This is a genomic window from Achromobacter sp. JUb104, assembly GCF_024806975.1.
In the GTDB taxonomy this organism is placed as follows: domain Bacteria; phylum Pseudomonadota; class Gammaproteobacteria; order Burkholderiales; family Burkholderiaceae_B; genus Achromobacter; species Achromobacter spanius.
In genome coordinates this window covers 86,484-104,895 of the sequence record NZ_JANUEY010000003.1, presented here as the reverse complement: position 1 = coordinate 104,895, position 18,412 = coordinate 86,484, and the positions used below count along the sequence as shown (strand labels likewise).

General features: G+C 63.8%; 18 protein-coding genes and 1 tRNA gene. 10 read left to right on the top strand and 9 right to left on the bottom strand.

The genetic code is table 11. The annotated features are described in order from the left end of the window. Positions 1-114: 114 nt before the first annotated feature. Positions 115-474 (bottom strand): hypothetical protein, encoded by a 360-nt coding sequence (locus tag M2361_RS20965; RefSeq protein WP_259251631.1) that lies wholly within the window; start codon positions 472-474, stop codon positions 115-117. A gap of 117 nt (positions 475-591) precedes the next feature. Here M2361_RS20965 and M2361_RS20960 point away from each other — a divergent pair, with 117 nt between their 5' ends. The 3 genes from M2361_RS20960 to M2361_RS20950 all read left to right on the top strand — a co-directional run bounded on the left by M2361_RS20960 (position 592) and on the right by M2361_RS20950 (position 3,132). Continuing rightward, complete coding sequence (locus tag M2361_RS20960) at positions 592-1,101, top strand: GNAT family N-acetyltransferase (protein WP_259251630.1); 510 nt, start codon at positions 592-594, stop codon at positions 1,099-1,101. A 167-nt stretch (positions 1,102-1,268) separates the two neighbouring features. Continuing rightward, positions 1,269-1,973 carry a DUF3053 domain-containing protein gene (locus M2361_RS20955; RefSeq protein ID WP_259251629.1) on the top strand — a complete coding sequence of 235 codons (705 nt, stop codon included), beginning with the start codon at positions 1,269-1,271 and terminating at the stop codon, positions 1,971-1,973. A 67-nt stretch (positions 1,974-2,040) separates the two neighbouring features. Then, positions 2,041-3,132 (top strand): AI-2E family transporter, encoded by a 1,092-nt coding sequence (locus M2361_RS20950; RefSeq protein WP_259251628.1) that lies wholly within the window; start codon positions 2,041-2,043, stop codon positions 3,130-3,132. A 30-nt stretch (positions 3,133-3,162) separates the two neighbouring features. On the opposite strand, the gene M2361_RS20945 is transcribed toward M2361_RS20950, so the two are convergent. Then, positions 3,163-5,019 carry a DUF4153 domain-containing protein gene (locus M2361_RS20945; RefSeq protein ID WP_259251627.1) on the bottom strand — a complete coding sequence of 619 codons (1,857 nt, stop codon included), beginning with the start codon at positions 5,017-5,019 and terminating at the stop codon, positions 3,163-3,165. 260 nt (positions 5,020-5,279) lie between these two features. Between M2361_RS20945 and M2361_RS20940 the strand changes: the two genes are divergently transcribed. After that, positions 5,280-6,854 (top strand): sensor domain-containing diguanylate cyclase, encoded by a 1,575-nt coding sequence (locus tag M2361_RS20940; RefSeq protein WP_259251626.1) that lies wholly within the window; start codon positions 5,280-5,282, stop codon positions 6,852-6,854. An 18-nt stretch (positions 6,855-6,872) separates the two neighbouring features. Here the strand turns inward: M2361_RS20940 and M2361_RS20935 are convergent, their stop codons facing one another. Next, a complete protein-coding gene (locus M2361_RS20935; RefSeq protein WP_259251624.1) occupies positions 6,873-7,127 on the bottom strand; it encodes a 6-phosphofructokinase in 255 nt (84 codons plus the stop codon). A 176-nt stretch (positions 7,128-7,303) separates the two neighbouring features. Between M2361_RS20935 and yddG the strand changes: the two genes are divergently transcribed. Beyond that, positions 7,304-8,209 (top strand): aromatic amino acid DMT transporter YddG, encoded by a 906-nt coding sequence (yddG, locus tag M2361_RS20930; protein ID WP_259251622.1) that lies wholly within the window; start codon positions 7,304-7,306, stop codon positions 8,207-8,209. A 32-nt stretch (positions 8,210-8,241) separates the two neighbouring features. Here yddG and M2361_RS20925 read toward each other — a convergent pair whose 3' ends face one another. Beyond that, positions 8,242-8,433, bottom strand: a complete 192-nt coding sequence (locus tag M2361_RS20925) for a hypothetical protein (protein ID WP_100857057.1) — start codon at positions 8,431-8,433, stop codon at positions 8,242-8,244. Between the two features lie 227 nt (positions 8,434-8,660). Here M2361_RS20925 and M2361_RS20920 point away from each other — a divergent pair, with 227 nt between their 5' ends. From M2361_RS20920 to M2361_RS20910, 3 genes are all read left to right on the top strand, one after another. After that, on the top strand, positions 8,661-8,957 hold the full coding sequence (locus tag M2361_RS20920; RefSeq protein ID WP_259251621.1) for a hypothetical protein: 297 nt from the start codon (positions 8,661-8,663) through the stop codon (positions 8,955-8,957). 172 nt (positions 8,958-9,129) lie between these two features. Then, positions 9,130-9,321, top strand: coding sequence for a hypothetical protein (locus M2361_RS20915; protein WP_100857055.1), 192 nt, complete (start codon positions 9,130-9,132; stop codon positions 9,319-9,321). A gap of 221 nt (positions 9,322-9,542) precedes the next feature. Next, a complete protein-coding gene (locus tag M2361_RS20910; protein WP_259251618.1) occupies positions 9,543-10,463 on the top strand; it encodes a hypothetical protein in 921 nt (306 codons plus the stop codon). Positions 10,464-10,565: 102 nt separating this feature from the next. Here the strand turns inward: M2361_RS20910 and M2361_RS20905 are convergent. The 3 genes from M2361_RS20905 to egtD all read right to left on the bottom strand — a co-directional run bounded on the left by M2361_RS20905 (position 10,566) and on the right by egtD (position 13,101). Beyond that, positions 10,566-10,642: transfer RNA gene (locus tag M2361_RS20905), tRNA-Met, on the bottom strand. 128 nt (positions 10,643-10,770) lie between these two features. Next, a complete protein-coding gene (gene egtB, locus M2361_RS20900) occupies positions 10,771-12,087 on the bottom strand; it encodes an ergothioneine biosynthesis protein EgtB (RefSeq protein ID WP_259251616.1) in 1,317 nt (438 codons plus the stop codon). A 36-nt stretch (positions 12,088-12,123) separates the two neighbouring features. Beyond that, positions 12,124-13,101 (bottom strand): L-histidine N(alpha)-methyltransferase, encoded by a 978-nt coding sequence (gene egtD, locus M2361_RS20895; protein ID WP_259251615.1) that lies wholly within the window; start codon positions 13,099-13,101, stop codon positions 12,124-12,126. A gap of 334 nt (positions 13,102-13,435) precedes the next feature. On the opposite strand from egtD, the gene M2361_RS20890 reads away from it, so the two are divergent. Both M2361_RS20890 and M2361_RS20885 read left to right on the top strand, forming a co-directional pair. Beyond that, on the top strand, positions 13,436-13,768 hold the full coding sequence (locus M2361_RS20890; RefSeq protein WP_050445943.1) for a YqjD family protein: 333 nt from the start codon (positions 13,436-13,438) through the stop codon (positions 13,766-13,768). Positions 13,769-13,782: 14 nt separating this feature from the next. After that, positions 13,783-15,279, top strand: a complete 1,497-nt coding sequence (locus M2361_RS20885) for a phosphatidylserine/phosphatidylglycerophosphate/cardiolipin synthase family protein (RefSeq protein ID WP_259251614.1) — start codon at positions 13,783-13,785, stop codon at positions 15,277-15,279. Between the two features lie 36 nt (positions 15,280-15,315). Here the strand turns inward: M2361_RS20885 and M2361_RS20880 are convergent, their stop codons facing one another. Further along, a complete protein-coding gene (locus M2361_RS20880; RefSeq protein WP_259251613.1) occupies positions 15,316-16,956 on the bottom strand; it encodes an FMN-binding glutamate synthase family protein in 1,641 nt (546 codons plus the stop codon). 117 nt (positions 16,957-17,073) lie between these two features. Further along, positions 17,074-18,297 carry a YeeE/YedE family protein gene (locus M2361_RS20875; protein WP_259251612.1) on the bottom strand — a complete coding sequence of 408 codons (1,224 nt, stop codon included), beginning with the start codon at positions 18,295-18,297 and terminating at the stop codon, positions 17,074-17,076. Between the last annotated feature and the right edge of the window lie 115 nt (positions 18,298-18,412).

Here is an 18,412-nt window from a genome sequence, read left to right as displayed (position 1 = left end):
CCTATTTATTCTGGGAAATATGGGGGCGCAGAAAACATTAGTCGTCGATATTATCGCAAAAAGAAGGTGGCTGCAAGCCTTTTTTAAAGGCGGCTTGCAAGGCCGCCGTTCCGCTCAGTGCTCAGTCGAGCGGGCCTGGCGCTGCGCCTCGATGATCAAGCCTTCCAGCCGGGGAGACATACGCAACGCCACCTGTGCGCCCACCGATCCGTCCGGCTGGCGTTCGGTTTCCAGCGCCAGGCCGATGCGTTCGTCATTGAACGCCTCGGGCGCGGCTTCAATCTCGACATAGCGTGCAAGCAAGGCGTCCACAGCCTTTTGCGCGTCCGCCAGGGCCTCTTCCGACAATTGGCCCTGTCCCAGGTATTGATTCACAACGCGCGCCAAGTCGTTCATGAAGAACAGCAGGGCGGCCGCGCCGCGGCAATCGGGCTGGGTGAATCCCCAGGGGGCGGAAGTGGCGTGTTGAGTCATGGATAAAGCCGGGTGGGTTGCAAGCGGCCGGGGCCGGATTTCGGCATTTTAAGGGATAGGAACAAGGGCGCCGCCCATTCGAAATTGTGCATGCCATGGGGCATACTTTCGACCCTGATGATCCGACCCGCCCAACCTTGCGACCTGGCCTGCCTGGCCGATATCGAACGCTCTGCCGCGCAACGCTTTCACGGCACCCCGATGGCCTGGGCCGCCGATGGCGACCCGCTGCCGTTGGCGGACCTGACCGCCGCCCAAGCTGCCGGCCTGTTGTGGGTGGCGTCGCGTGATGACGGACAGGTATGCGGTTTCGCGCTGGCCCAGCCTATGGATGGGGATCTGTTCCTGGTTGAAATGTCGGTGGCCTTGCCCTCGCAGGGGCAGGGCTTGGGTCGGGAGCTGATGCAGGCGGTGCTGGCCCACGCAAGGGCGGCTGGGCGCTACGAGGCCGTCGTCCTGACCACAGACCGCGAATTGCCCTGGAATGCCCCGTTTTACCGACGGCTCGGTTTCCGTGAGTTGGCGCCGCCGTATTCGCCCGGCCTCAAGGCGCGCGTGCTGGCCGAGGCCGACGCGGGCCTTGACCCCGGTCGGCGCTGCGCCATGACGTATTCGCTGTCTTCCTGAACAAGGCGAAACTCGAGCCGCCCTGTGTCAACTCGCTTCGATCGCAACAAAATCCGCCCGGGGGCGCTCGCAATCGGACGCTTCGGGATAATCTGCGCTCAGGCGCCCGCCATTGCCGGGGGCGGGCGTCAACCGATTCATCAATCCGCTGTGCGAGGAGGATACGCATGTCACTGTGGCGAGCCTGCCTGACTGGGCTGGCGATGGCTTCGATGCTGGTCATGACGGCCTGCGTCAACAAAGAGCCGCAGGAGCGCGCGGCGTTTATCCAGTTGCTGCAGGCGCGGATGAATAGTGATGCGCTGCTGCCGATCGCCGCCTTGAGCAAGGCCGAAAAAGAGGCGCTGGGCGACTACGCCGACGCTTACGAAGTCATTACCGACTTCCAGCAGGAGATGGCCGAATCGGCCCGGGCCATGCGCGACGTGCTTGCATTGGAGACGATCCGCTCGGTGGGCGAGATCGTTGAGCGCAAGTCTGGCTTCGAAGCGGCGCGCAAGACGCTGGCGGACAGCGCCGGCAAGCTTCAGGAGGCGCGGGAAAAGGCCGACAAGGCACGGGCCGATCTGCAACTGCCGGCCGATCTGGCGCCTGTCTACGACGGCGTGTACGACGAATCCGTCACGGGGCCCACCGTTGAACTGATGCGGGCCGCCTCGCGGATGGACGCCGTGGCGCGCGATGCGCTGGGCATCGCGGACCTGGTGGCCGCCAATGCCGACGAAATACAACTGGTCGACGGACAGGCGCGCGTGGCTACCCCCACGCTGCAGCAGGAATTGAATCTGCGCTTGCAGGGGCTCAACGCGCAGGCGGACGAGCTTGCACAAGCGCGACAGACCATTCTGCTTGCGGCGGGTGGTGGCGCCTGAACCGGCATGCTCGCATGGGCTTAGTACAATGCGCGTCTCGCGGCGTTCGCCGTGCCTGGAACGGAACATGAGCGAATCATCCAGCTTGCACCACAGAACCTTTCTGCTCCTGCTCGTGGTGGTCTCCATCGCGTTCGGCTGGCTTTTGTGGCCTTTCTATGGCGCCGTTTTCTGGGGCGCCATTCTTGCCATCATCTTTGGACCCTTGCAGCGCCGCCTGGTCAAGCGCATGGGTGGCCGGCGCAATCTGGCGGCCGTGATCACCTTGCTGGGGGTCTTGCTGCTGGTCATTCTGCCGCTGGTGGCGATCAGCGGTTCGCTGGTACGCGAAGGTGCAAACCTCTATCAAAGCATCAAGTCGGGTGAATTGAATTTCGGCCTGTATTTCCAGCAGGCGATGGCGGCGTTGCCGCCGTCGGTGCATGACGTGCTGGCGCGCTTTGACCTGGCCGACATTCCCAGCCTTCAGGAAAAGCTCAGCGCGGGGGCGATGCAGGCCAGCCAGTTCCTGGCAACCCAGGCGTTAAGCATCGGCCAAGACACGTTCCAGTTCGTGATCAGCTTCGGCATCATGCTGTATCTGCTGTTCTTCCTGTTGCGTGACGGGCCTGAGCTGTCGGCGCGGATCAAGCGCGCGATTCCGCTGGGCGATGGGCACAAGCAGCATCTGTTCCGCAAGTTCACCACCGTTGTACGCGCCACCGTAAAGGGCAACATCGCGGTGGCGGCGGTGCAGGGCGCGCTGGGCGGCATCATCTTTTCGATCTTGTCGATCCAGGGGGCGCTGCTGTGGGGCGTCATCATGGGCTTCCTGTCGCTGCTGCCGGCAATCGGCGCCGGCCTGATCTGGGTGCCCGTGGCCGTCTATTTCCTGCTGACGGGCGCCGTCGTCAAGGGCGCGGTGCTGATCGCATTTGGCGTGCTGGTCATCGGCATGGTTGATAACGTGCTGCGCCCGATCCTGGTGGGCAAAGACACCAAGATGCCCGACTACGTCGTGCTGATTTCCACGCTGGGCGGCATGGCGCTGTTCGGCCTGAACGGCTTTGTGATCGGGCCGCTGATCGCCGCGCTGTTCATGGCAAGCTGGGATCTTTTCTCGCAGACTTCCGACGGCATGATGGGCCAGAAGGAAGAACCCCCGGTGTCGCGCAGATAACGAACCGGGGGTGTTGCGCCTCTCGTGGGGTCAGCGCAGGCGCAGCAACTGGTCGCCGATCATCAGATCGCGGTCGGCGCGGGGCTGGGTTCGCACCAGCCCCTGCTTCAGCGCCTGCGCAATGTCGTCGACGCCCGTTGCGTCTTGCAGGGGCTGCTCGAAACTCTCTGCGTACAGGTAGCCCAGATGGCGCCATTGGCCGGCGGCGTTCGGCGCAAACGCAATGAACCATTCCCGCGAGCGTCGCTCCCCGCGCTGTTGCGGCGCTACATACAGGATGATCTCTTCCTGCCCGTCGCCGGTCAGGTCAGCGTAGATCACCTGGCAAGGTTGCGTGCTTGATGCGTCATCTGTCGCGGGATCGATGGGTGTTGCGCACACCCGTGCCTGCTCAGCAAACTCGGCCCGCAGAAATCCCCACCACGCCGACGGAACGTCACGGCCCGAGGGCGTGGTCGCAAGCGGCGGTGCGTCGACGGGCGCCGCGTCGGCGGCGGCTTGCCCGGGCTTGTCCCATTGGAAATAGCCGCCCTTCAGGGTTTCGGCCGCCGCGGTGGCTATCCGTGGGTCCCGTGCATTGGCGGCGCCTTCCGCCAGGCGCCGCAGGGCATCCTGCCCCCACCGGCCGTAGTCGTTGCCCATGGCGTAAAAGCTGAAGTCCTGCGGGTCTTTGCGCCCGTCGATCAAGCGCTGGAACTGGCTTTCGGCGGTCAGCTTCATGGGGTTGGCGATCGGCGTGTTGAACGCCAGCAGCAATGCGAGTGTGGCGAAGGCCGCGACCAGGTTGGTGGCCGCGAGCGTTGCGTAGTCATGTTTGCTCCGTAGCGCGGCCCAGGCATAGCCCGCCCCGTACAGCACCAGGATCACGCTGCTGCCCACGCCCCAGGCGCGCAGCACCGTCCAACCGTACTGGTCAACGCGGACCGCCGCGCCGTACAGGGCCACGGCCGCCAACGGCAGCAGGCACGCCATCGCCCAGCGCAGTGCCCGACGCAGGCGCGGGCCGAATGGGGCGGCATTCGGGCTATCTTGCCAGGCGGCGTTGATCAGCTTGATCCACACCAGCGAAAACGCAATCAACGCGCCGGCGGACAACTGCACCGCTTGCAGGCCCAATGCCAGCCTGGCAGCCAGGGCAACGGTGAAGGCCAAGCCTACCAGCGTGACCAGTGGCAGTAGCCAGGCGTTCAAGGTCAGCCACGAACGCTGCAACGTTTCCGTCAGGGCGGGGCGGCGCCGCACGCCCACAAGGCAGGCAGCCAGGATCATCGGCCAGACGGCGAACCGGAACGTCGCGTTTTCGACGAGCCCGCGGACAAGCCGGATGCCGATCATGTCGAACATGGCGCCGGCCGCCGCCAGCAGCAGGCAGACGCACGACGCCAGGCAAAGGCTCAAGCCCAGATGGACTGCGGCACGCCACGCCGCGCGGAATACAGCGGGGTAATCCCACTGTGGCCGGCGCGGGTCCAGCGCTTGCAGCAGCGGCAGCGCCACGAAACCCGCGACGCTCGTCAACAGCAGCGGCATGAAGTAGTCGCCGCGGCTGAGCCATCCTCCGCGTTCGTTGGGCAGTGCGCCATAGGTGGCGGTCAAGCCGTAGGCGGTCACGGCAGGCAGCAGCACGCCGTAGATGGCCAGCGCGGCCAGCCAGCGCCTGGGGCTTTGCATGCTGCCTGACAGCAGGGCGCCGGCAAGCGGCGCCAACGCCAGCCATTGCAGCAGGAAGTACAGGGCAAAGGGATGCCCCCATGGCCACATTCGGTGGGCCATGAGTTGGTGCAGGCACACGCCAAGCAATGCGGCGATGACGCCATACAACAGGACGGTCCGGTCAGGGGCATCCAGCGGGCCTGCGGCGGTTCTATTCAGGGACGGATTCTTCATGCCGCGCATAGTAGCAACCTGGCGGCCGCGCGGCTTTGGGCGGTGATTCGAGCGCGATGAAATCGTCGCCTGGCCGGACATTCCGGAGTAAATTGGGGACGCGATACAGCTTGCCAAAAGGTGCGTTTAGCGCATGCAAAGGCGTCTGAGCGAGGATTGTGCGGTTGCGCGGGTCTGCAATAATTTCTGAATTTCATCCAGCCTGGATGCATCACCGGGCTGGACGTATCGGGAGGCGCATGGGTCCAAGGGGGAAAGCGATGGCTGATGGCGAGAGCCTGGCTGGCGCGAGGGCGCGCCCTCCACACCGGTATTCCATGCGGACCGGTTTGCTGACGCTCGTGTTCGCCTGTATTTCGCCGGCGCTGGTTGTGGCGTCGTTGGCGGTGTACGAAAGCTATATCGTCCAAAAAGATCGGATCTTCCGCGACACGGTTTTTCTGGCTCGCAACCTCACCTCCATTCTTGACCGCGAACTCACGGGCGTTGAAGCCGGCGTGCAGATGCTGGCGTCTTCGCCCGACCTGCTTGGCGGCGACCTGGCCAGTTTTCATCAGCGTGCGCGGGATTCGGTGCGCTTTCAAATCGTGGACAGCTACGCCCTGACCGACCGGGATGGGCGTCAGATCATCAACACCTTGGTGCCCTACGGATCACGCTTGCCTTTGAGCGGTGCGCCGGAAGCGCTGCGCCGGGTCTTCACCACGCGGGCGCCGGTGCTCACGAGCCTGTTCACCGGCGGCGTCACCAAGCGGCCGATCATTGCGATGGGCGTGCCGGTGGTGCGCGACGATAGCGTCATCTACAGCTTGAATGTGGGCTTGTCTCCGGATCGCATCGGCGCCATGCTGGGCCGGCGTGCCTTGCCCGAAGGCTGGGTGGCGGCGGTTCTGGACGAATCCGGAACCATCATCGCCCGCACGCGCGATGCCTCGACGTTCGTCGGCCAGAAAGCCGTGCCGGCCTTGGTGCAGGCGGTGCGGCAGGAAAACGAAGGCGCGTTTGAATCGGTAACCAAAGAGGGAACGCCCGTCTATACCGCCTTCAGCCGTTCGTCGCTGTCGGGGTGGACGGTTGCCGCTGGCGCGCCCATGACCTTGGTCACGACGAACCTGTACCGTTCCATCGCCTGGGTGGCGCTGGGCACGCTGTTCGCGTTCGGCCTGGGGCTATGGCTGGCGCTGCGCCTGGCCAATCGGCTGACCTCGGCGGTGCAAGGGTTGGTGGGGCCGGCGTTGGCGCTGGGAGAAGGGCGCACGGTTGAACTGGCCGGCACCAGCGTCAAAGAGGCCGAGGAAGTGGGCACCGCGCTTTTGCAGGCGTCGCGCATGTTGGCGCATGCCCAGCACCTGGCGCACTACGATCCCTTGACCGGCCTGTGCAACCGCGTGCTGTTCGGAGAACTCATCCTGCGTGAACTGGCCGTGGCTCAGCGCAGCGGCGATTCTTTCGCGCTCCTTGCCATCGACCTGGATGGCTTCAAGGCGGTCAACGACCTGCACGGCCACGCTGCGGGCGACACGGTGTTGAAGGAAGCTGCCGACCGAATGGCGCGCGCCATCCGCGTATCCGACGTGGCGGCCCGGCTTGGCGGCGATGAATTCGCCGTGCTGTTGATGGGCGTGCGCCAAGAGCAGGCGCAGCCGGTGGCCGAGGCCTTGGTCGAAAGCCTGTCGTTACCCTATCCAGGAATCCGCGTAGCCGTGTCGGCAAGCGTCGGCATTGCCGTGTATCCCGACTCGGGCATCACCATGCTCCAGTTGCTGGAACGCGCCGATGTTGCGCTGTACAAGGCCAAGGGGGAGGGCAAGCGGCGGGTGGCGTCGGATGTGTGACGCCGCGCGCGGGTGTGTTCAGGTGTCGGGTTGCGGTGCGGGTGGCGGCGCCAGCGCCGTCAGGACCTCACCCGATGTCAAGCGATACCGCCGTTCGCCCAGGGCGATCACGCCTTCTCCGTCCGACGTTCTGAGGATGTAGCGGGAGGTGGCTTGCGGTCTGGGGCTGGAAGGACCCGGGTCGTCCGCCTGCAAGAAAACCTCTATCCGGTAAAGCCTGCCCGATTCTGTGCTGGCAAGCACATCGCTCAATCGACGTATGGAAATGGCCATGCGGCTAATACTCCCTCTTTTTTGATGTTTCAGTGGGTCTGTCGCGTTTCCCGGCGCGGGTTTCTTCCGTGCCGGCTGGTCACTACGATAACGATAGGTTTTCGCTACACTGCCCGCCTGCTTCCGCGCCAGGGCGGGCGCCAAGCAAGCCAACAAGCAATCAAGCGAAAACGTTAATGCGATCATTTTCCGGCCGGAATGCGGCCACTCTCTTTGGTTTGTTGGCAATCCTGCTGTGGGGGTCGGTCGTCGGGCTGATTCGCGGTGTCAGCGAGAACTTTGGGGCTGTCGGAGGCGCCGCGCTTATTTATACGGTAGGTTCAATATTCCTTGTGTGTCTGCTTGGGTTTCCGACGTTACGGAGTTTTCCACGTCTGTATCTCATCGTGGGCAGTCTGCTGTTCGTTGCCTACGAAATCTGCCTGTCGCTGTCGTTGGGCTATGCCATTGATCGTGGCCAGGCCATCGAGTTGGGCATTGTTAATTACCTGTGGCCTTGCCTGACGGTGTTGTTGGCTATCGTGTTCAATGGCCAGCGCGCCAACGCCTGGGTCGTGCCGGGAATCTTGCTGTCGGTATGCGGCATTGCCTGGGTCGTGGGCGGTTCCGGCTTGTCTTGGGAGCGCACCGTCGCAAACATATCCAGTAATCCTCTCAGCTACGGATTGGCATTCGGCGGCGCCATTATCTGGGCCGTCTATTGCAATGTGACCAAGCGCTTTGCCAACGGCAAGAACGGCGTGGCGTTATTTTTCATGCTGACCGCTGCGGCATTGTGGGCGAAGTACTTTTTCAGCGCCGAGCCGCCATTGGTTTTCTCCGGGCCGGCCACGCTGGAGCTATGCATGACCGGCGGTGCGATGGCTGCCGGTTATGCCCTCTGGAACGTGGGAATACTGAAGGGCAACCTGACTCTGCTGGCGACTGCGTCCTATTTCACCCCGGTGCTTTCCACGTTTTTCGCGGCCCTGTGGCTGTCCACCCGCTTGACCGCCTCGTTCTGGCAAGGCGTGGCAATGGTCACGGCCGGCTCTTTGCTGTGTTGGGTGGCGACAAGAAGCAAATCCGCCCGGGGCGATTAGCCCGGGGCGGCTAAAACGCTTAGGCGGGGCAGTCAGTCGATCAACATGGATTGAGCGACCGCATACCCCAGCGGAATCAGTAACAAAGACGCGAAGGTTGAACTGACAATCGCCGCCGATATCTTCAGCCAGGGCTCAGGCCCCGCGCTTCGAATCGTTTGAATCACCAATCCGACGATACCCATAACCATCAAACAGCTCATTACCACTGCTACGTAAGTCATGTTGTCTCCGTCCTCGCCTGATTAAGGGATTCGGCGCCGCGTTGCGCGGTCTAGATGTTTGTACTGATTGTGCGCCTGTATCAGCGGACTTGGCCCTAGGGTTTTCCTGGCACGATCGTGGCGGTGTGGCGTTTTCGCCGCGGGCCCTGCAGCATGAATCCATGTGCGCGCGCAACATTTCAAACAGCGTGCGAAAGCGTGTTGATGGGCGGGCGGATTGCGCTACGATGGCCCCACAACCTCCACGGAAAATCCAAAAAATGACGCAGAAATTGCGCCCCGGCACGCGCGCCACGCTTCAGGTCAGGCAACTCTTGCCGGGAGAGTTTGCGTGGATCATTACCTTGCTTGATCCCGAAAGCGGCAATGTGCACAGCACCAATTATTCTGAAAAGCGCTACGGCAGCCAGGATGAAGCGTCAGCCGCGGGCAAAGCCGCCGTCGTGGAATTTCTGGGCGCAGGTGCAAAAAATGGCTTGGCGGGGATAAAGGACAACAAGCCGGACGGCAAGCCCAAGCCCTGAGCAAGCCGGATTCGTGAACCGCTGATTGGTGAATCGCTTATGGAAGCCCTCGCAAGAGGGCTTTTTGCTGGGCGTGAACCAAGCGAAGCATGACCACGGCGGGGCAGCATGTGGGAACGGTATTTGCTGAAGGGCTGGTGGCGCGCTTGGCGCCGCCAGAGGAGAACAAGCCATGTCCCAAATTCCGCATCGCGAGCCCGGCTTGCCGGACGACCTGCCGCCGGATGATCCGTCCTTGCCCGGCAACCTGCCGCCCGACGACCCGCTGCCGGATCCGAATCAGCCGCCCGATGATCCGCCGCTCGTGGATCCGACCCCACCCGCGCCGGATCCCCGCCTGCCGGGCGCGATTGACCTGGCCTGAATGCCAGGACCGCGCTAATCGAAGAACTTAAAAGGAGACTGTCATGCGTTCCATTTTGCTGTGGCTGCTTGGCGTGCCTATTCCCATCATCATCCTGCTGGCACTTTTCTGGCATTGACGCCGGGCGGCTTGCGTAGCGGCGCCGTTCGGTATTTTCGTGCGGATGTGCCGATGAGTATTACGCACGGCCGGCGCCACAAAACAATGAACAAGGAATCACCATGGAAAACGCATCATCTTCAAGCCTGGCCTACGGCGGCGCCGTGCCACCGCGTGAGTCGGCAATATCGGGGGTGTCCTGGGCGGCGGTGTTCGCTGGCGCGGTAATCGCGGCGGCATTGTCGCTGGCATTGTTCGCCGGCGGAACGGGCCTGGGCTTCCTGTCCGTTTCCCCGTGGGGCGACGAGGGCATGTCGGCGCCCGCCGTGGGTATCGGCATCATTGCGTGGATGCTGTTCACGCAGATCATTTCGTACGGCATTGGCGGGTACGTGGCCGGACGCTTGCGCACCAAGTGGGTTGATGTGCATTCGGATGAAATCTACTTCCGCGATACCGCGCATGGCTTTCTGGTGTGGGCCCTGAGCGCGGTCGTCAGCGCGGCGCTGCTGGGTTCGGCGCTTGCAACGCTTGCGTCAGGCGCAGCCAAAGCGGGCGCAGCGGTTGCGTCGGGGGCGAGCACGGCGGTCACGGCAACGGCGGCAGCCGGCGCGGCGGGGGCGGGTGGTGGCGGCATGGACCGCGCGACCGAATATTTCACCGATACGCTGATGCGTTCCGATCGGCCTGACGCGGCCGGCGACCGTGGCACGGCCCGCGCGGAAGTGGGTCGTATCGTGGCCATGAGCCTGGCGCGCGGCGATATGACGCCCGAAGACCGCGACTACGTGGTCAAGGTGGTAGCTGCGCAAACCGGCCAGGATCCTGCCGTTGCGCAGCGCCGCGTTGAGCAGACCATCGCCAACGCCAAGAAGGCGGCCGAAGACGCCAAGCAAAAAGCCAAGGAAGCCGCCGACCAGGCCCGCAAGGCCGCCGCCGCGTTCGCGCTGTGGGGCTTCGCATCAATGCTGATCGGCGCCTTTGTGGCAAGCTTGGCCGCAACCTGGGGCGGCAAGCGCCGCGATACGCTGCGGACGCTGTAGTGGTGCTGGTTGCGTTTCGGTTGTGTTGTAGTTTTGCGTTGTAGTTTTGCAGACGCCGTAAACGCAAAAGGCCCTCACCGAAGTGAGGGCCTTTTTAATTCTTGGTGGCGCATCCCTGATTCGAACAGGGGACCTGCGGATTATGATTCCGTCGCTCTAACCGGCTGAGCTAATGCGCCAATCCTTGTTCGTTATTCAGTGTTGCCGCGGCTTCTATTCCGTAGCGCTGATTAACGAAGAACGAAATTCTAGCATGAAACTTTTTTTGTTTGCAAGCGGGCTCGTGGCAAAAAAAACAGGAAGTGATTCAGACGTCCCTGGCCAGGCGGATTCCCGAAAACTGCCAGCGGGCTTCAGGCGGAAAGAAATTGCGGTAGCTTGCGCGGACATGGTCGCGTGGCGTGGCGCAGGAGCCGCCCCGCAGCACGTACTGGTTGCACATGAACTTGCCGTTGTATTCGCCCACGGCGCCGGCGTCGGGCTTGTAGCCGGGGTAGGCGTCGTAGGCGCTGGATGTCCATTCCCAGGTGTCGCCAAACAATTGAACGGGGCCGCCCGAGCCGTTGCGAGCCGGGGCCGGGCGCGGGTCCAGGTGCCCGTTTTCAAGCATGTTGGCGCGGCCGGGAAACGCGGGGTCGGCCAGTTGTCGGGCGGCGTGTTCCCATTCCGCTTCGCGCGGCAAGCGCACGCGCGCCCAGCGCGCGTAGGCGTCGGCTTCGAAGTAGCTCACGTGTGTGACGGGAGCCTGTAGTTCCAGTTCATGCATGCCGCGTAAGGTGAAGACGCGCCAGTCGTCGCGTTGGCCTTCCCAGTAAAGCGGCGCGCGCCAACCTTCGGCGCATACGCGGTCCCAGCCAGCCGACAACCAGAGTTCGGGCCGCTTGTAGCCGCCGTCCTGGATGAACGCCAGGAATTCGTGTTGCGTGACAAGCCGGTCGGCCAGATGGAACGGTGCCAGCAGCACTTCGTGGGCAGGGCCTTCGTTGTCGAAGCCAAAGCCTCGGCCGTCGTGGCCGATGCGCGTGATGCCGCCGCCGTAGCGCGTCCAGCCGGCAGGCGTCGCAGGGGGCAATGCCGGCGAACCCGAGGCCACGTAGGCGGGCTTGAGCGGGTTGAAGGACAGCATGTGCTTCACGTCGGTAAGAATCAGTTCCTGATGTTGCTGTTCGTGGTTCAGGCCCAGCTCCAGCAAGGCGTCGAAGGCCGGATCGTTGCCCCCTAAGCGCGAGATCAGGTCGTGCATGGCGGTGTCGACATGTTGGCGGTACTGCTGCACGTCGGCGAGTGTGGGCCTCGACAGCAGGCCGCGCTGGGGGCGTGGATGCTTGGCGCCGATGGCGTTGTAGTAGGAGTTGAACAGCATGCGGTACTGCGGGTGGAAGGCGCTGTAGGCAGGGTGGAAGTGCGTCAGCAAAAACGTTTCGAAGAACCAGGTGGTGTGCGCCAGATGCCATTTGACGGGGCTGCAGTCCGGCATGGATTGCACTTGGCAATCTTCAGGGCTCAACGGCGCGGCGAGCGCGGTGCTGGTGGACCGCACGGCGTCGTAGCGATCGTGCTGGCCGGCCTGTCCGCCAGCGTAGGGACCGGTGGCGGGATGAGTCAGCAGGCAGGCGGGTTCCATGGCGATCCTCCAGTGGCGTTAAGGGGAAAGCCCACGTTATGCGCGGGCGCTGAAAACCGAAAACCAGCCGCGCGAATCCGACCAGTGGGCAATGTCGTGAAAGCCCGCGCTTTGCAGCAGATCGGAGAAGGCTTGCGGCGTGAACTTGTAGGAATTTTCGGTATGAATGCGGTCGCCAGGGCGGAATTCGCGCACGCCGCCCGGCCAGCACACGCGCACCGCGCGGAGCGCTTCCAGATGCATTTCAACGCGCGAGCGAGCGCTGTTGAAGAGCGCGACGTGACGCCAGTCCGCCACATCGAAATCGGTGTCCAGCACGGTGTTGACGTGCCGCAGCAGATTCAGATTGAAGGCGGCGGTAAGGTGCAGGGCGTCGTCGTAGGCGGGTTCAAGCACCTGCTTGGGCTTGACGCGGTCCACTCCAAGCAACAAGCCGCCGCCTTCACATTGCGCGCGGATACGTTGCAGCATGGCGTGCGCGTCGTCGGGGCTGAGGTTGCCGATGCTGGAACCGGGGTAGAAGAACAGCCGCTGTGCTTCAGGCACGCCGGCAGGCAGTGCCAGCACCTGCGAAAAATCCTGGCCGACCGGCGTGACGTTCAGATCCGGGTACGACAGCCGTAGCCGTTCGACTGCTGTCTGCAGGTAGTCGGCAGAAATGTCGATCGGAATGTAATGCTTGGGTCGAAGCCGAGCAAACAGTCGTTCGGCTTTCACGCAATCGCCGGCGCCCAGGTCGATCATGGATTGCACCGGCCCGACATGGCGCGCGATGTCCTGGCCATGACGCTGGAAAATCTCCGCTTCGCACCGCGTGGGGTAGTACTCGGGCAATTGGGTGATTGCGGTGAACAGCGATGAGCCCAGCGCGTCGTAAAGGTACTTGGGGTCGATATGGGCGGGATCGTCCAGCAGGCCGTCCCGCAGTTCGGCTTGTTCAGGGCTGGGGGCCGACGATGCGCGCTCAAGGAAATCGGAGGCGGCGTGGGCAAGCACTGCGGAAGGGGAAACCATGCGTTCATTCCTTTTTCTGAGGCAGTTGAAGCGCATTGCAAGGGGGTTATTGTGGCGGCCAGGGGGGTTCCGGTGTCAAGCGCCAAGCCGCTGAATGCAATGGACTTTTACGAAATCGGAAAACGGGGGCGGAAAACGCGCGCCCGGGTCCTTGTGACCGCACCAGCAAGTTTCGGTCCGCTGAAATATCGAATTACGGCTGGTTGCGAAAGCTGGAGCGGCGGCGGCGAATGATCGGCACAATGAAGTTCTGGTCAACGGGATGACGTTGCCATGTGCGTCGAAGCACGCGGCGGGCGGCGTCCCAAGGACTCAATATTTTCAAGGAGCGACTATGAATCGAAAGCACCAACGCGCCGAGATGGCTCTGCATCGCGATCGGGTCAACGACAGCTTCCGCGACCTGGTCGCCGGAACTGAAGATCTCTTGCGCTCGACGGCTTCCTACACGGGCTCCGAAATTGAATCCGCGCGCGCGCGCTTGAAGCAGCAACTGGCCGAAGCCCGCCACCACGCGGGTGATTGGGAAGGCGCGGCGCGCGAACGTGCGTATCGCGCCAAGGCCTATGCCGATGAGTACGTGCATGAAAACGCCTGGAAGTCGGTGGGCGTGGCAGCGCTGCTGGGCGCTGTGCTGGGGTGCTTGGTGGCTAGCGGCCGGCGTTAAATCGGGCTTCTCTCATGAAGCCGCCTCCGGCCCTGGGCCGGATTGAACTCGCGCCGGGCAAGCCTGTATGGCTGCCCGGCGCGCGCCGTTGGGCTCGTGCGCTGTTGCTGATCTGTGCCGCCACGGTGGCGGCGGGTTGCGCCAGCGTGCCCGATGCGCAGGAACGCCAGGCGCGCAAGGCGCAGGCCGGCCTGTCCGCTGACGCGGCCCGCGACAGTTACCGCCGCGGGCATGGCATTGCGGCGGATCCCGACACGCCCAAAGACGATTTCCTTGCGCGGCACTTGGCGGTGGAACAAGCCGTCAGCGGCGCGCCGCTGTCAGCCGGCAACCGGGTCAAGCTGTTGGCGGACGGGCCCAGTACGTATCGGGCCATGTTGCAATCCATCGCGCAGGCCCGCCGCTACGTGCACATGGAAACGTACATTTTTGAGGACGACGCGGAAGGCGCCCGCTTCGCCGAGGCCTTGATCGCCGCGCGCAACCGGGGCGCCGAGGTGGCGCTGATGGTGGATGCCGTCGGCACCATCAAGACCCCCGACGCCTTGTTCCAGCGCATGCGCGACGCGGGCGTGCAAGTCGCGGTGTTCAACCCCGTCAACCCCGCCAGCGCGCGTGCCGGCTGGTCACCCAACCAGCGCAATCACCGCAAGGTGCTGGTGGTGGACGGCAAGGTGGGCTACGTGGGTGGCATCAATGTCAGCAGTGTTTACGAGTCGTCGCCAGGCTCGGCCTCGGGCTCCGGCCCGGGCTCGGGCGGCGGGGCCGGCGCGAAGCAAGATGATCCCAAGGCGACGAAGGGCAAGGGTGATGCCAAGGCCTCTCCCTGGCGCGACACGCATCTGCGCATCGAAGGGCCGGCGGTCGAGCAACTGGAACAGGTGATACAGGCGGGGTGGGCGTCGCAGTCAGACGAGCCGATCCAGGGGGGCGGTACCCACGTCGCCGCGCCCGTGGGGTCGACAACCGTGCGCATCCTGGCCAATCAGCCCGATCGCAGCGACGGCTATACCGTTTACCTGACACTGATGTCCGCGTTTGAAAGCGCGCAGAAGTCCATCCACATCACCATGGCGTACTTCGTGCCCGACCCGGCCTTCATCGACGTGCTGTCGGCGGCCGCGCGGCGGGGCGTGGATGTGGTGCTGGTGTTGCCGGGTTTCAGCGATTCGTCGCTGGTGTTCCATGCGGGGCGCTCGCACTACACCGACTTGCTCGATGCGGGCGTGAAACTCTATGAGCGGCGCGACGCCTTGCTGCATGCCAAGACGGCGGTGGTTGACGGGGTCTGGTCCACGGTGGGGTCCAGCAATATGGACTGGCGTAGCTTCGCCTTGAACTACGAAATCAACGCGGTGGTGCTGGGGCCGGAATTCGCGGCTGAAATGGAAGCGCTGTTCCAGCGTGATGTTGCCGACTCGGTGCGCATTACCCCAGAGGCATGGGGCCAGCGCGGTGTCGACGACCGCTTCATGGAAACCTTTTCGCGGATGTTCGAGCGCTGGCTGTAGCCCGCGCATCGCCCATCCGCGAAAAGGGCAAAAACCCTATGCGCGGTGTTCGGCCATCGCCGTGGTGATGTCCTGGGTGGGCTGGAACGACGCCGCTTGCGCCATCGCCCAACCCACGCGGAAGACCTGGTGGCGGAATTCGCCACGCAGCAGTTCACCCGGCGCCAGCTCGGGAAACAGCGCGGACAGCAGACGGATTTCGCTGGGCGAGATGCGGCGCGCGATGTGATGCGGGCGCAACTGGTTCGGGTGGGTCAAGCCCGCTGCGGCCAGAAGTTCGGCCAGTGCGTGCAGTGTATTGCGCTGAAAGTCAGCCACGCGCTGCGCCTTGTCCGGCACCACCAGCGCGCGTTGCCGCAAGGGGTCTTGCGTGGTGACACCGGTGGGGCATTTGCCGGTATGGCAGGCTTGGGCCTGGATGCAGCCGATGGCAAACATGAAGCCGCGCGCGGCATTGCACCAGTCGGCGCCCATGGCCATCACGCGCGCCATGTCGAACGCGGTGATGATCTTGCCCGATGCGCCCAGCTTGATGCGGTCACGCAGGTTCACACCGATCAGCGTGTTGTGCACCAGGCGCAGCGCTTCGCGCAAGGGCGTGCCCACGTGATCCACGAATTCCACGGGCGCGGCACCCGTGCCGCCTTCCGCGCCATCGACCACGATGAAGTCCGGCGTAATGTTGGTTTCAAGCATGGCCTTGACGATGGCAAACCATTCCCACGGGTGACCCACGCAGAACTTGAAGCCCACCGGCTTGCCGCCCGACAATTCCCGCAGGCGCGCCACGAATTTCAGCAGCCCGATGGGCGTGTCGAAGGCCGAGTGGCTGGCCGGGGAATTGCAGTCCTGCCACGCGACGACGCCGCGCGCTTCCGCGATTTCGATCGTGACTTTGCTCGCGGGCAAGATGCCGCCATGCCCAGGCTTGGCGCCTTGGGACAGCTTGATTTCAATCATCTTCACCTGCGGTGTACAGGCGTTCTTGATGAAGGCTTCTTCTGAAAACGCGCCCTGTTCGTCGCGGCATCCGAAATAGCCCGAGCCGATGTTCCACACCAGGCTGCCGCCAGGTTGGCGATGGTAGCGGCTGATGCCGCCCTCGCCGGTGTCGTGCGCGAAGTTACCCTGGCGCGCGCCTTCATTCAGGGCCAGCACGGCGTTGGCCGACAGTGCGCCGAAGCTCATGGCCGACACGTTGAAGGCCGACATGGAATAAGGCTGCGTGCAATCGGGCCCGCCCACCGTCACGCGAAAATCCGTGTCGTTGATGTGCGAGGGCGACATGGAATGGTTGATCCACTCATAGCGGTCGCCGTAGACGTCTTCCTGCGTGCCGAACGGGCGCTTGTCGACTTCGCGCTTGGCGCGCTGGTAAACGATGGAGCGTTGCGCGCGCGAGAACGGCGCCGCATGCGTATCGTCTTCCAGGAAATACTGGCGGATCTCGGGCCGAATGAACTCGAACAGGAAGCGCAGATTGCCAATGACGGGGTAGTTGCGACGGATGGCATGGCGGGTCTGGATCAGGTCGTACACGCCCAGCGCGCCCAGCATTGCCAGAGGAACGGCGGCCCACAGCCACCAGAGCGAACTGGTGAAAGCCAGGACGGCGGTGACGGCAGCGCCGGCCAGGGTCAACAAAAAGGCCGTGTAACGGCCAAGCATCCAACTCATGTTCCTCTCCGTGATGCGGAATTGCAGCAACCATACACCAGCCGGCAGCGCCCCAAAAAGAAAGCCCCCTGAAAACAGGGGGCCGTGCGTGGAACACTGTTTTTCAACAGCGGGGCATCAGCAACTGGAGGCTTGCGAGGTTTTTTCCACCGCCAGGCCGAAAGCGGGGCGCAGGTGCACGCCCAGCGCGCTGCCTGCGAAGGCGGCCGGCAGCCACAGCCAGGCGTGCAGGCTGCCCGACAGGATGCCGCTGAAGTAGGCGCCGATATTGCAACCGAACGCCAGGCGCGAGCCATAGCCCAGCAACAGACCGCCGATGACCGCACCCGCCAGCGAACGCGCGGGTACTTTCCAGACGGGGGCGAACTTGCCCGCAGCACTGGCCGCGGCCAGCGCGCCCAGCATCAAGCCAATGTCCATGACGGTAGTGACGTCCTGGCGCAGGGGAGCGCCCAGCGACGGCTGCTTGGCCCAGTAGGCCCAGCTTGCAACGTCACCACCGACGGCGTTCAAGGTCTTGGCGCCCCACAGGGCGAAGGCCGACGTGATGCCCCAGGGGCGGCCGGCCAAGGCCAACGTGGCGAAGTTCAGCACCACCAGCGCCACGCCGCCCCAGATCAGCGGCCAGGGGCCTTGCAACAAGGACACGGGGCGCGACGTGCGCGATGCGAAGGAAATCACGTGCCCGTGGCGGCGCTTTTCCAGAGCCGTTGCGCCCCAGGCAATCAGCGCGAACACGGCCAGGTTGGCGATCAGCGCGGGCGCCAGGCCCCAGGTCTTGATCAGCGAGGTGGGCGCCAGGGCGGGCAGGGCGGACCACCATTCAAAGTTGGCGGTGGCAACGACCGAACCCACAATGAAGAACAGCAGCGTGACCAGCATGCGGGTATTGCCCCCGCCCACGGCGAACAAGGTGCCGGAGGCGCAGCCGCCGCCCAGCTGCATGCCGACGCCAAAGAGAAACGCACCCAACAGCACCGACACGCCCGGCGGCGACACAAAGCCCGTGACCGGTTGGCCAAACAGCGTGCCCGCTGCCAGGAAGGGGAAGAACAGCAGCACGCCCACGCCCAGCATGAGCATCTGCGCGCGCAGGCCCGCACTGCGGCGGTCAGACACAAACACGCGCCAGGCCTGCGTGAAACCGAAAGAGGCGTGGTACAGCGTGACACCCAACAGCGCGCCGATGGCCCACAGCGCGCCTTGGCGCCAACTGACGGTTTGAAGCAGATACAGCGCGCCGGCCAGCAACAGCAGCAGGGCAATCCACAGGGGCTTGCGGTTGATATGGATGGGCGGCAGGGCCGAGGGCAGGGGCAGGGTCGAGGCGTTGGAGCTCATGGGGTATCCCGGTGGGATCGGATTCGTCAAAGCAAACGGGCGCAATAAGCGGCGCCCGTGGAGATGGATGAAAGTTTACGGCGGCAGTTTAATTGCTCATACCATCAATTAATGC